The 12,586-nt window shown below is 47.1% G+C and carries 10 protein-coding genes; 7 read left to right on the forward strand and 3 right to left on the reverse strand.

The window, feature by feature from the left end; translation table 11 throughout:
- The first annotated feature begins 24 nt into the window (after positions 1-24).
- From NFR61_RS01110 to NFR61_RS01135, 6 genes are all read left to right on the forward strand, one after another.
- A complete protein-coding gene (locus NFR61_RS01110; protein WP_251619898.1) occupies positions 25-1,248 on the forward strand; it encodes a competence/damage-inducible protein A in 1,224 nt (407 codons plus the stop codon).
- 95 nt (positions 1,249-1,343) lie between these two features.
- Positions 1,344-3,395 carry a molecular chaperone HtpG gene (gene htpG, locus NFR61_RS01115; RefSeq protein ID WP_251619899.1) on the forward strand — a complete coding sequence of 684 codons (2,052 nt, stop codon included), beginning with the start codon at positions 1,344-1,346 and terminating at the stop codon, positions 3,393-3,395.
- 360 nt (positions 3,396-3,755) lie between these two features.
- Positions 3,756-4,511 (forward strand): DNA-binding domain-containing protein, encoded by a 756-nt coding sequence (locus NFR61_RS01120; protein ID WP_251619900.1) that lies wholly within the window; start codon positions 3,756-3,758, stop codon positions 4,509-4,511.
- 111 nt (positions 4,512-4,622) lie between these two features.
- Positions 4,623-7,622: a BACON domain-containing protein gene (locus tag NFR61_RS01125; RefSeq protein ID WP_251619901.1), complete on the forward strand. Its 3,000-nt coding sequence runs from the start codon at positions 4,623-4,625 to the stop codon at positions 7,620-7,622.
- Between the two features lie 4 nt (positions 7,623-7,626).
- A complete protein-coding gene (locus tag NFR61_RS01130) occupies positions 7,627-8,343 on the forward strand; it encodes a hypothetical protein (RefSeq protein WP_251619902.1) in 717 nt (238 codons plus the stop codon).
- 220 nt (positions 8,344-8,563) lie between these two features.
- On the forward strand, positions 8,564-9,184 hold the full coding sequence (locus NFR61_RS01135) for an HdeD family acid-resistance protein (RefSeq protein WP_251619903.1): 621 nt from the start codon (positions 8,564-8,566) through the stop codon (positions 9,182-9,184).
- Here the strand turns inward: NFR61_RS01135 and NFR61_RS01140 are convergent.
- From NFR61_RS01140 to NFR61_RS01150, 3 genes are read right to left on the reverse strand one after another with little or no spacing between them, the layout of a single operon-like run.
- Positions 9,181-9,465 (reverse strand): hypothetical protein, encoded by a 285-nt coding sequence (locus NFR61_RS01140; RefSeq protein WP_251619904.1) that lies wholly within the window; start codon positions 9,463-9,465, stop codon positions 9,181-9,183. The genes NFR61_RS01135 and NFR61_RS01140 overlap by 4 nt on opposite strands.
- 5 nt (positions 9,466-9,470) lie before the next feature.
- Positions 9,471-10,115, reverse strand: a complete 645-nt coding sequence (locus tag NFR61_RS01145) for a carbohydrate-binding family 9-like protein (protein ID WP_251619905.1) — start codon at positions 10,113-10,115, stop codon at positions 9,471-9,473.
- A 4-nt stretch (positions 10,116-10,119) separates the two neighbouring features.
- A complete protein-coding gene (locus NFR61_RS01150; RefSeq protein WP_251619906.1) occupies positions 10,120-11,220 on the reverse strand; it encodes a phosphotransferase enzyme family protein in 1,101 nt (366 codons plus the stop codon).
- Positions 11,221-11,355: 135 nt separating this feature from the next.
- Between NFR61_RS01150 and NFR61_RS01155 the strand changes: the two genes are divergently transcribed.
- Positions 11,356-12,582, forward strand: coding sequence for a mechanosensitive ion channel family protein (locus tag NFR61_RS01155; RefSeq protein ID WP_251619907.1), 1,227 nt, complete (start codon positions 11,356-11,358; stop codon positions 12,580-12,582).
- Positions 12,583-12,586: the final 4 nt, after the last annotated feature.

A 12,586-nucleotide genomic window follows, 5' to 3' on the forward strand; every position in this document is an offset into this window, starting at 1 on the left:
GATGATATTAAAAAGATAAGACAGATGTATGCAGTTATTATTACAATCGGGGACGAGATTTTGCTCGGACAGATTCTGGATACCAATTCCCGCTATATGGCGAATTGCCTCACGGGAATAGGCGTGGAAGTGGTGGAGATGCTGACGGTGTCGGATAAACATGAGGAGATATGGAAAGCGGTGGACCATGCGATGCGCGTGGCGGATTTGGTGTTGGTGACGGGGGGATTGGGGCCGACGAAGGATGATGTAACGAAGAAGGTATTGGCGGAATATTTCGGGTGCCGGCTGGTGTTTAACGAGGAGGCGATGGAATGGTTGAAGGAGTTACTGAAAGGGCGGGGTATTGCTTTGAATGAGAATAATAGAGGGCAGGCTGTTTTGCCGGATAATTGCCGGATATTGCGGAATTTTAAGGGGACGGCGTCGGGCATGTGGTTTGAACGGGAGGGGAAGGAGTTGATTTCCATGCCGGGTGTTCCTTTTGAGATGGAACATTTGATGACGACGTATGTTGTGCCCGATTTACAGAAAAAATACCCCCGTTTGCAGGTGGCGTACCGGATGTTGCGGGTGTATGATATTCCGGAGTCGGAATTGGCGGAACACCTGGAAGCATGGGAGGATGCCTTGCCGCAGGGGATAGGGCTGGCTTATTTGCCTTCTCCCGGTTGGGTGAAATTGCGGGTGACTGCCAAAGGCGAGGCGATGGGATTGCTGGATACCTATTACGGGACGTTGAAAGAGGCTTTGCAGGGCTTGCATTATAATGAAGGAGAAGAAGAGAATATAGAGAAGCGCTTCGGGCGGGTTATGCGGGAAAAAGGCTTGACGGTGGCGACGGCGGAGAGTTGCACGGGGGGCTATATCGCCCATCTGATTACACAGGTGGCGGGTTGTTCGGATTATTTCAAAGGGAGTGTGGTGGCTTATTCCAATGAGGTAAAGGCCGGAGTGTTGGGAGTGGATGCGAAAGATATAGAGACGTATGGAGCGGTAAGCGAAACGGTTGTCAGGCAGATGGCGGAAGGGGTGAGACGTGTGACGGGTGCCGACTGTGCCGTGGCGACTTCCGGTATTGCGGGACCCGGTGGCGGTACGGAGGAGAAACCGGTGGGAACGGTATGGATTGGTGTGGCGATGCCCGACCGGACGATTGCCCGGAAGTTTGTTTTTTCGTCTGTACGGGAGAGGAATATCGCCAAGGCGGCGGTGAAGGCGCTGGAGCTATTGATGGAAGAGATGTAGTGCCATTATGGCAGTATTTTTCTTTTGGCACAACAATTGTCGGGAGAGTGTCGTAGTTTATATACAGTACGTTTAAAATATAAAAACATAACGATATGACAACAGGTAAAATTGGTGTTTCAACAAAAGATTTATTCCCGATTATCAAGAAGTTTCTTTATTCCGACCACGATATTTTCTTGCGGGAAATTGTGTCGAATGCAGTGGATGCCACGCAGAAACTGAAAGTGCTGGCTTCCGGCGGCGAGTTCAAAGGGGAATTGGGCGATGTGAAGATTCGGGTGAAGGCTGACAAAGAGGCAGGTACTTTGACGATTTCCGACCGGGGTATCGGTATGACTAGGGAAGAGGTGGAAAAGTACATCAATCAGATTGCTTTTTCCGGTGCCGAGGAGTTTTTGGAAAAGCACAAGGATGATGCCGCTACGATTATAGGCCATTTCGGTTTGGGATTCTATTCCGCTTTCATGGTGAGCAGCCGGGTGGATATTGTCACCCGTTCTTACAAAGAGGGTGCGCAGCCTGTGAAATGGAGTTGCAGCGGTGACCCGGAATACTCGTTGGAAGATGTGGAAAAAGAGGAGCGGGGAACGGACATTGTGATGCACATCAACGAGGAGGACAAAGAGTTTTTGGAGGAGAACAAGATTAGCGAACTGCTGAATAAATACTGCAAATTCCTGCCGGTAGAGATTGTGTTCGGAAAGAAAAAGGAGTGGAAAGACGGCAAGCAGGTGGATACGGATGAGGACAATGTAATCAATGATGTGAATCCGGCATGGACCCGCAAGCCTTCCGATTTGAAGGAGGAGGATTACCTGAATTTCTATCATCAGTTGTATCCGATGGCGGAAGACCCGTTGTTCCATATCCATCTGAATGTGGATTATCCGTTCAATCTTACCGGAATCCTTTATTTCCCGAAAATCAACAATAAGTTCGAGATACAGAAGAATAAGATACAGTTGTACAGCAACCAGGTGTATGTGACGGATTCTGTGGAAGGAATTGTGCCGGAGTACCTGACATTGCTGCACGGGGTGATTGATTCGCCGGATATTCCGCTGAATGTATCGCGTTCGTATTTGCAGAGCGACCGGAATGTCAAGAAGATTTCCAACCATATTACCAAGAAGGTGGCTGACAGCTTGAGCGATATTTTTTCTTCCACCCGGGAGGATTACGAGAAGAAATGGGATGATTTGAAGATTTTCATCCAATACGGTATGCTGACGGATGAGAAGTTTGCGGAGCGTGCAAATACTATTTTCCTGTTTAAGGATACGGACGGCAAATATTTCACTTTTGATGAGTACGACAATCTGGTGAATACCAACCAGACGGACAAGGATAAGAATATCGTGTCTTTGTACGCGACGGATGCGACGGAGCAGTTCAGTTACATCGAGCGGGCGAAGGCGAAAGGCTATAACGTGCTGTTGATGGACGGGCAGCTTGATACCCATTTCATCAATTATCTGGAGCAGAAACATGCGGATCACAAATATTTGCGTGTGGATTCGGATGTGTTGGAGAAACTGATACAGAAGGAGGAAGTACGCGGCACGGATTTGAGTGAGGCGGAACAGGAGGAGTTGCGACCGGTATTCTCTTCCCAATTGCCGAAAGAGGGAGGCATGTTCTTCGTTAATTTCGAGGCATTGGGAGCAGACGGTGACCCGGTGGTGGTGACCCGTTCCGAATTTATGCGCCGTATGAAAGAGATGGCGGCAATGAATGGCGGTATGGGATTTTACGGAGCCATGGGTGACCAGTATACTTTGGTGGTGAATACGGACCACAAGTTGGTGAAAGGGGTATTGGAGAACGAGAAGAGCGAAATGACCGCCAAACTGGAGCCGATTAATTTTGAGATAAAGGAAGTGGAGGGAAAGAAGACCGAGTTGGACGAATTAAATAAGGGCAAGAAAGACGAAGAGATTCCGCAAGTAGACAAAGACCGGTTGAAAGATTACCGGGAGAAACTGGATGAATTGAAGAAGCAGAAAGAGGGATTGTTGGAGGAATACGGTAAGGGCAACAAGATTGTCGGTCAGTTGATAGACCTGGCCTTGTTGGCGAACGGTCTGTTGAAGGGGGAAGCTCTTAATAACTTTGTGAAGAGAAGCGTGGATTTGATAAAATAAGTAGGGAAGAGCGTATAGATAAAAGAGCCGGTGGTAACACCGGCTCTTTTTTTATGGGTGTAAAATAGCCATCTGTGAAAATGGTTAATACTGCTTATAACTGGTTGTTTTTAAGTGGAATACATGACCAAAAAAAGGGTAGGTTTAAATAAGCGAAGAGTTTCGCAAAATTAACAATTTTTTAAACGTGTCAAAGTCTTCATACTCAAAACGATAATTTTTTTCCCTGTTTCGCAAAACTCCGTCCATTTAAACCTACGTTTTTTTGGGCGGAGTTTCTCGAAAACCCCGTATTTCCTAAGGAAGGAGGTTTATAAAATGGAAGTACGTTTATTTATTCATCATTAAAAATTAAAGACTATGACAAAAAAAACTTCCTTTTGGTCCGGTTGGTTACAGGATAATGCCGTAACGGAAGACCCGAACGATTTTTATTTTCAGGTGAAATCAAGCAAAATGTTTACAACGGAGGATGTCGCCAAGGCGCTGCAAGCCGAGGGGACGGAGTTTAAACTTGAAACCCTTGTCGATATTCTGAACCGGGGAGACCGTATTATCCGGAATGCGCTGCTTGCCGGTACGTCTGTCGGTACCGGCGTTTTTTATGCCTATCCTTCGGTGAGCGGCACGTGGTATGGCAAAGACGATACATTTGACGACACGAAACACAAAGTGGGCGTTAATTTCCAACTTTCCGCTTCTCTGCGGGAAGGCCTGAAGGCTGTCGGTGTGGAAGTACTGGGGCTGGCGGAGACCGGCCCGGCTGTTTCCACCGTTACCGACCACTGGACGGGAGAGGTGAATGGTGTGATTACGCCGCAGGAGGATTTGATTGTGAAAGGACGTTGCCTGCGGGTGGACGGTGATAAAGAGGGGGTTGGCATACGGTTTGTGCGGGTGGATGACGGTACGGAAACCCCTGTGGAAATACGGCGGCTGACGGTAAACAATCCGTCGCAGCTGCAATTCCGTATTCCCGCTCTGCAACCCGGCGACTACTGGCTGGAGGTGACGACCCAGTACAGCCAGGGAAGTGTGCTGACGAAAGAGCCGCGTACCGTGCGTTTCAGAAAAGTGTTGAATGTGGCCGTGCCCGAAGCGGCACAGGAGGGATAGCCTATACCGTCTTATAGAGGGAGCCTTTACAATGCAGTAAAGGCTCCCTTTACTGACCGATAGACCGATGTTATCATGTACAGTATATACAATCACTATTAATTTTTAGCTATGAAACATGTTTATTTTTTGATTTTCCTGCCATTGCTTTTATGGATAGGAACGGGGTGTGGTAAAGACTCAAGCATAGAAACCCCCGACGAACCGGATGTACCGGTGACTCCGGTTACTGTCACCCTGGAATTGTCTGACGCGGATTTGGTTTTTGATGCGGAAGGCGGACAGAAGACGTTCACCATTACAAGCAATGCGGAGTGGACGATTACCAACGAGAGCGAATGGTGTACGACGGATGTTACTTCCGGAACGGGCAACCGGACGGTGACGGTCACTTCCCAAACTTACGGGGAATTGGAAGACCGTAATATGAACCTGACGGTGAAAGCGGGTGACAAGACGCAGGTGTTGGGCGTGACGCAGAAAGGCAAGGACGCCATTATCCCCGACAAAGCGAAATTCGAGGTGCCGCAAGGGGGAGGTGATTTGGCCATCAAGGTGAGAAGCAACGTGAGATACGAAGTAGTTATCCCCGAATTTTGTAACTCCTGGATACAGCCGGCACCGGAAACGCGGTCGGAGGTCAGCGACACGACATACCGTTTCCTTATCGCCGAGAATGAAGAGGACGACTCCCGGACGGGTTTCATTGTCTTCTCCGCCGCTTCTTTTCAGGACACTGTCCGCATCTTTCAGGCACAGAAAGACCGGTTGGTGCTGACGCAAACGAAATACAACCTGCCGGCAAAGGATACCATGATTACGGTAGAACTGAAAACCAATGTAGATTATGAAGTCAGCATCGTGGGAGATGACATTTCGTGGATTAGTCGGGTGGAAACGAGAGCCAGCCGCGTAGACCGTCTGCTGTTTCACATCGATGAAAACACCTCCGGCGTCCTCCGCAGTGCCAAGATAGCCGTACAGGATAAAAATGGCACACTCTCCGATACGGTCTACGTCCGGCAGTCTCCTGAAAATACGTTGGTTTTAAGTGAAAAAGAGTTTGAGGTGGCAGCAGAAGGCGAAACAATCAGCGTCGAACTGACAACTAATATCGAATACGACGTCGTAATTCCCGACAGTGTGAGCGGATGGATTTCCTGCCCGCCGGAAACACGGACGTTACGTACGGACATCCTTAAATTCCTTATTGCCGAAAATGACCGGCCGGATGAGCGTTGGGCCGTGGTCATTGTCAAAGACCGGAACAGCGGACTGACAGACACGTTGCGCATACGGCAACTATCAAACGATACGGACATTACGGATAAGTTTGACCCGGAATTTGCCAAAGTATTGCAGGAAAAAGGCTATATCCCCGATGCCACCCATATCACATTGGGAGAGGTAAATAAAATAACAGACCTCTCTATTTATAGTGACACGGAAGATACCCCTCTTCCTCTCACGTCTTTACGAGGAATAGAATATTTTACTGCATTGACAGAGCTGGGAATCTATACTACTTCGCTTACGTCATTGGATGTAAGCAATAATACAGCATTGACAAAGTTGTATTGCAATTATAATACTCAACTCACAACATTAGATGTAAGCGGTTGTGCGGCATTGGAGTATTTACAATGCTGTAATAACACCCAACTCACATCATTGAATATAAGTGGTTGCACGGCATTGACATTTCTGCACAGCTATGACACTCCTCTCACGTCGTTGAATGTAAGCAATTGTACGGCATTGACACAGCTAGTCTGCGCTAATAACCAATTCACGACGTTAGATGTAAGCAACAACACGGCATTGACAGAGCTACAATGCGATAACAACCAACTCACGGTGTTGGATGTAAGTAAGAATACGGCCTTGACAAGGCTACAATGTGGTAATACCCAACTCACTTCATTGAATGTGAGCGGTTGTACGGCCTTGACAAGTCTGTACTGCAATAAAAATCAACTCACGTCGTTGGATGTAAGTAGTTGTACGGCATTGACAAATCTGTACTGCGTTGATAACCAACTCACGTCGTTGGATGTAAGTAAGAACACTGCCTTGACAAGGCTAGACTGCGGTGGTAACCAACTCACGTCGTTGGATGTAAGTAAGAACACTGCATTGACAAATCTGAACTGCGTTTATAACCCACTCATGTCATTGGATGTAAGTAAGAACACTGCATTGACAAATCTGAACTGCGTTTATAACCCACTCATGTCATTGGATGTAAGTGCCTGTACGGCATTGACAGAGCTACAATGCGGTTACTCCCAACTCACTTCGTTGAATGTGAGTGGTTGTACTGCATTGACAGGGCTAGCCTTCACTGATACCCAACTCACGTCATTGGATGTAAGCAGTTGTACAGCATTGACAACTCTATGGTGCCTGCGCAACCAACTCATGTCATTGAATGTGAGTGGTTGTACGTCATTGACAGAGCTGCACAGCGATGATAACCAACTCACGTCGTTGGATGTGAGTAGTTGTACGGCATTAACAGAGCTGTGGTGCTCTAACAACCAACTCTCATCGTTGGATGTAAGCAACAACACAGCATTGACAAATCTAAGCTGCGGAGGAAACCAACTCTCATCGTTGGATGTGAGCAAGAACACGTCCTTAACAAATCTAGGCTGCTCTAATAACCAACTCTCATCGTTGGATGTGAGCAAGAACACGTCCTTAACAAATCTAGGCTGCTTTAACAACCAACTCTCATCGTTGGATGTAAGTAAGAACACAGCATTGACAAGGCTAGACTGCGAAGAGAATCAACTTACGTCGTTGGATGTGAGCGGTTGTACGGCATTGACATACTTGGCCTGCTACAACAATCAACTCACATTGTTGGAGGTAAACAGTTGTACGGCATTAAATTCTTTAACTTGCGAAAACAATCAACTCACATCGTTAGATGTAAGCAACAACACAGCATTGGAAATGTTACTGTGCGAAACTAATCCTGGAGATGGAACCATTTTCCCGCTTACAGTTTGGTCTGGTGAAAGCTATAACTCTGCAGACCTGCCATATCGCAAACAATGGACATATAACGGTAATTCTATCACTATTCAATTAATAAAGAAATAAAACTATGGAACAGCCATTACTGGATCTTTGGGCGGCATACCGCGGACAGATGGTTACGAAGGAGTTGAACAAGATTCTGGAGCGGGGTATTTGCTATTCGGAAATCAAGGAAGCGCACCGCATCTTGGTGACGGGAATGAACCCGTCGTCCCGGAAGGGCGACCCGGCATGCAAGGAGTATGTTTCACGATACGACTATCAGGCGGTGGTCAAGGGCGGAAAAGACCGTTATTTCACGACGTTCGACAAGCTGTTCCCCGCGGAGTTCCGGCGGGAAGTCGCCTACCTGGATTTGCTCAATATCCGGAAAACGAACCAGCAGGCGGTGTGGAAGTTCTGCAAAGACCCGCAGGGGCTGCAATTGGTGGCAAATAACCTGCGGATAACCCAGTTGTTCATAGAACAGGTGGTGCGCCCGCGGCTGATTATGGTGAAAAACCGCGGCTCGTGGTGCTTCTGGGGCAAGGAGGCGACAGCGGACGCCAATATTTGGATGGGCTACCGCTTTGAGCGGGTGGAAGGTTTCGAGCACCTGTCCTGCGGCGAACTGCTCCGCATCACCGGCCTTATCGACCACCCCGACCGCGTAAGCCATTCCGCCCTCCAGGAAACCAACCTGCGGGGAACGCTGGTGCTTTTCACCAACCACTTCCAATACCGCTCCGCCGCCTTGCTTCCCACTCCGGAGCTATTGGCGGAACTATGCAAAAAGATGGGATGATGACATCGTCCGGCAATCATTGAAAAAGGGGGAATTTTTCCCCCTTTATTTTTTTCTTACGATATATAGTATTTCGTTGCGGAGACCGTACATAAGCCGTTCCGATTCAGAGAAGCGGGCGGCATAGTCTATTTCCTCAACGTCGAATATCGCTTTTTGTGAAAAAATTCTTAATTTCGTTGGGTCAATTCCGGAGGATTCCGGGTAATATTAAAAAGATATGAGAATAATTTATAGTAAAACGACTTTCCGGAATGTTATCTATCGGGCGCTGATTTCGATTGCCGTCGGGATTGTTTTGGTTGCCTGGCCGGATGTGGCATTGAAGTCACTGGTGATGTTTATCGGGTTCCTGTTTTTATTGAGCGGCGTGATGTCGTTGCTTATTTCTTATCGTCAGCAGCAGCTGGCGGAGCATGCCGGCGGCGTGGTGCCGTTGAATGGGCTGGGAAGTATCCTATTGGGCGTGCTGTTGATTTCGATACCCCTGTTTTTTACAACGGTGTTGATGTTTCTGTTGGGATGCGTGTTATTGCTGGCGGGGACGGCACAGTTGGCGACGCTCTCCATGGCAAGGCAACTGGGAAAAGTGGCTTCCGTCAATTATCTTTATCCGGTAGTGATATTGCTGGCGGGGTTGGTGGTTATCTTCAAGCCTTGGGGAAGTGCCGCTTACGTGGTGATTATCCTGGGATGCACAGCTATCTTTTACGGCATTACGGATTTAATCAGCCAGTACCAGATTAATAAGTTGCGCAAATTGCATGATACAGAGGAGCATCAGCACCGGGGCGCCGATAATGCCGAAATAGAAGATGCGGAATACGAGGAGGTGAATTAAAAGAAAGAAAAAAGGAGCATCAAAAAGAAAAATACAAAGACTGCCAAAATAACGCCCTTTGCGGCGTTATTTTTTTTCTCCCGCAGGAACAGGTAAAAGATACCCAAATCGGCAAAGAAAACACCGATGGCGATGATTTTCAGATATACTTTCAGCACCAATGCCTGCCGGATAAATTCACCCGGAGTCAGGTACGTGAAGCGGAAAAGGTAGAATAAAACAATGACTAAAAAAGGAGCCAGGATGCCGGTAGCCAGACCGAGATAGAGATTGTCTTTCATGGGTATTATTTTTGAAATTCTACTTCCGTAAAAAATGCCGGAACGTGAAAATTGGGGGCAGGCGTGTCAATGGGCTGCCAGGAGAGGAAATGAGGTTTGCTCAAATGGTCTCCGCATTTGTATACGTTGGCAGTTGCTTTAAGTCCGCCGAATTGCCGGATTTTATGTTTGAACAGGGCGGTAGCGGGAATGGCGACGGTCAGCGACCAGCAGTTGTCGCCGGTGCGTTCGTCGAAATTTTTGTTGCCGAGAGAAGAATGGCGCTTGATGGTGTGCATGACTTCCGGCGTGCCGTGGGTAGCGTTGTGCCGCTCTTTCCGGAATCCCGCCAGAGCTTTCCCGATGCAGGAGAACTCGAAATTATAGTAACCGGTGTCGTCCAGTGCCAAAAAGAATTCGACACAAGAGTCTGTCCATACTTCGCCGTTGTCTTCCGTTACTTTTGCCATGGTATAGTTTTCCCTGACATCGAACCGGATGAATACGGCTTCGTTGTTGTGGGCTATCCGGAAACTCACCTGGGGCGCATAGGGAAACTCTTTCTCCCAGTTGTTGCATGCGACAGGTTGTGCGGGAAGGGTATCAAATAAATTATCTTCCTCTTGCATGCAGGAGGAAGATAATTCGGGTAGGTAGGGTATAGAATACATGAAATTATTTTCTTTTCTTGATTTCTTCTTTGACTACCTCGCACATTTGGGTATATTGCGCTTCCATGCTTTGCAGAAGCTTGTATTGTGCCCGTGCGCGAACGAGGTTGTGCTCTTTGCTTTTCACTTTGTAATAGTGGTCTCCGTCGATGTAATCCATGAGGAAGCGTAATACCTGTTCGTAGGTGATATATTTGGCAGAGAAAGCCAGGTAGTCGATTTCGCTTTGGTTAAGGAAACTGGCTGTTTCGGACAGATAGCCCTGGGTATATCCCCGGAAAATATCCATATTCATGGATACGTTGTCCAGATTCTCGTCGTCTTCCAGTCCTGTGTTGGTATAGGAACGCATGGCGTCTCCGTAGTCATTCAGGCAAGTGCTGCTCAATACGGTATCGAGGTCGATAACACAGAGAACATTGCCCTGTTTGTCAAACAGGATATTGTTGATTTTGGTATCGTTGTGGGTAACACGTGTCGGGATGGTGCCTTTTTCAACCAATTCCCAGAAGTGCAACATTTCTTCCCGGCGGCTTTCTATCCATTGAATTTCGGTAGCAACGGCAGCTTTCCGTCCTACGGGGTCTTTCGCCAATGTTTCGTCCCATTGTTTGAAACGGTAGCGGATATTGTGGAAGCCGGGCAGGATGTCAGCCAACGGTTCTTTGAAATCGGACAGCATGGACTGGAACTTTCCGATACCTTTTCCGCCCTGATAGGCAAGTTCGGGAGTGTCGGCCTTCTGGTAAGCGATGGTATTGTCGATGAATACGCATACAGCCCAATATTCGCCATCTTCGTCCTGATAGTAGAATTTACCGTCGTGGGTCGGAATAATGGTCATGGCTTCCCGCATGGGGTCTCCGCCTGCTGCAATGATTTTTTCTTTCAGGTGCGTGGTTACCCGATAGATGTTGTCCATCATGGCAGGTATGTCCTGAAATATATTTTTATTCTTCCGTTGCAGAATATAGTTGGGGGCGGTCGCCTCCGAGGTCGTGATAAGTAAAGTGTCGTTGATGAATCCTTCGCCGAGCGGTTTTACGGATAAGATTGTGCCTTCCAGCCGGAATTGTTTGCAAATATTGTTTAGTTTGTTTTCCATGGTTTAATATGTTTTATTTTGATTTTTTGCTTATGCGTGGTAAAGATATTAAAAAAGGATAAAAAACCACGCTATAAATAAAAATAAACATTGCCTGCGCCGTTTACGTATCAGTTGTTTTATATCGTATGAATTATGGACTTTGTCGGTATTTTACGTTCTCTGGGAGTTCCTGTCCGGGGAGAGCATGCGGAAGCTACGGCAACAATATTGGGTGAATTTGTCATGATTCTCCTGATAGCCTTTCTGGTGACATGGGTATTGCGGAGATGGCTTTCGCTGCTGATTTGGAAAATAATGCAAAAAAAGCCCAACAAATGGCATGAGGCGTTTTATCAGCAGCGTTTTTTCAGTAAACTGTCGTATCTGGTGGCACCGGTGGCGTGTTATGTATTGTTATCCAAATTAACACGCTGGGAATATGCTGATATTGTGCGGCGGTTCCTGGATATATGGCTTGTCCTTGTCTGTATGGTCATATTGTTTTCCTTACTGGAGATTATCAATCGGATTTATGACAGCTACCCGGTGGCGAAAAATCGTCCTATAACCGTTTTTATTCAGGTGTTTAAAGTATTTATATATACAGTGGTTTCTATTCTGATTATAAGTATTCTGGTAAATAAATCGCCGGAACATCTGTTGGTCGGAGTGGGGGCGTTTGCTGCCGTTGTGTTATTGGTTTTCCGGGATTCGATACTGGGCTTTGTCGCCGGGGTACAATTGATAGCCAATAAGATGGTGCGGATAGGGGATTGGATAGTCATGCCGAACAATCACGCTAACGGGACGGTGCTGGAAATTAATCTCTATACGGTTAAAGTGCGGAACTGGGATATGACGATTTCCACCATACCCACGTATCAGATGGTATCGCAGTCTTTTATTAATTGGCGGGGCATGCAGGAATCCGCCGGACGGCGTATAGAACGTTATGTGAATATAGACATCGGCACGGTGCATTTTTTGAGTGAGGAGGAAATAGAGGTATTTCGTAATTCGCTTTTTCTCCGGGATTATATCGGGCAAATGGAGGAGACCCTGGGAAATTACAATAAAGATAAGAATAACTTCATTGATGAGCGGAAATTAACCAATCTGGGTGTCTTCCGGCAATATATGGAACTGTGGTTGAATGCTAACCCGAATATAAACAAGGATATGACGCACATGGTAAGGCAGTTGCAACCGACAGCTACCGGAATACCGATAGAAATCTACTGCTTTTCCGCTAAACAGGAATGGGTCTCTTATGAAAAGATACAATCCGATATTTTCGACCATGTGCTGGCGATTATTCCTCATTTTAATTTGAAAGTATTCCAATACCCGAACGACTGTCTGCCCTTGCAAAAGAATTGAAATA

This window comes from Odoribacter lunatus (assembly GCF_943193135.1).
Classification (GTDB): domain Bacteria; phylum Bacteroidota; class Bacteroidia; order Bacteroidales; family Marinifilaceae; genus Culturomica; species Culturomica lunata.

Excerpts from the sequence above, each read along its gene's own strand:
- NFR61_RS01145 (WP_251619905.1), bottom strand. The coding sequence starts at position 10,115 with ATGTATTCTATACCCTACCTACCCGAATTATCTTCCTCCTGCATGCAA.
- NFR61_RS01125 (WP_251619901.1), top strand. The coding sequence starts at position 4,623 with ATGAAACATGTTTATTTTTTGATTTTCCTGCCATTGCTTTTATGGATA.
- NFR61_RS01135 (WP_251619903.1), top strand. The coding sequence starts at position 8,564 with ATGAGAATAATTTATAGTAAAACGACTTTCCGGAATGTTATCTATCGG.
- NFR61_RS01140 (WP_251619904.1), bottom strand. The coding sequence starts at position 9,465 with ATGAAAGACAATCTCTATCTCGGTCTGGCTACCGGCATCCTGGCTCCT.
- NFR61_RS01120 (WP_251619900.1), top strand. The coding sequence starts at position 3,756 with ATGACAAAAAAAACTTCCTTTTGGTCCGGTTGGTTACAGGATAATGCC.
- NFR61_RS01155 (WP_251619907.1), top strand. The coding sequence starts at position 11,356 with ATGGACTTTGTCGGTATTTTACGTTCTCTGGGAGTTCCTGTCCGGGGA.
- NFR61_RS01150 (WP_251619906.1), bottom strand. The coding sequence starts at position 11,220 with ATGGAAAACAAACTAAACAATATTTGCAAACAATTCCGGCTGGAAGGC.
- NFR61_RS01110 (WP_251619898.1), top strand. The coding sequence starts at position 25 with ATGTATGCAGTTATTATTACAATCGGGGACGAGATTTTGCTCGGACAG.
- htpG (WP_251619899.1), top strand. The coding sequence starts at position 1,344 with ATGACAACAGGTAAAATTGGTGTTTCAACAAAAGATTTATTCCCGATT.
- NFR61_RS01130 (WP_251619902.1), top strand. The coding sequence starts at position 7,627 with ATGGAACAGCCATTACTGGATCTTTGGGCGGCATACCGCGGACAGATG.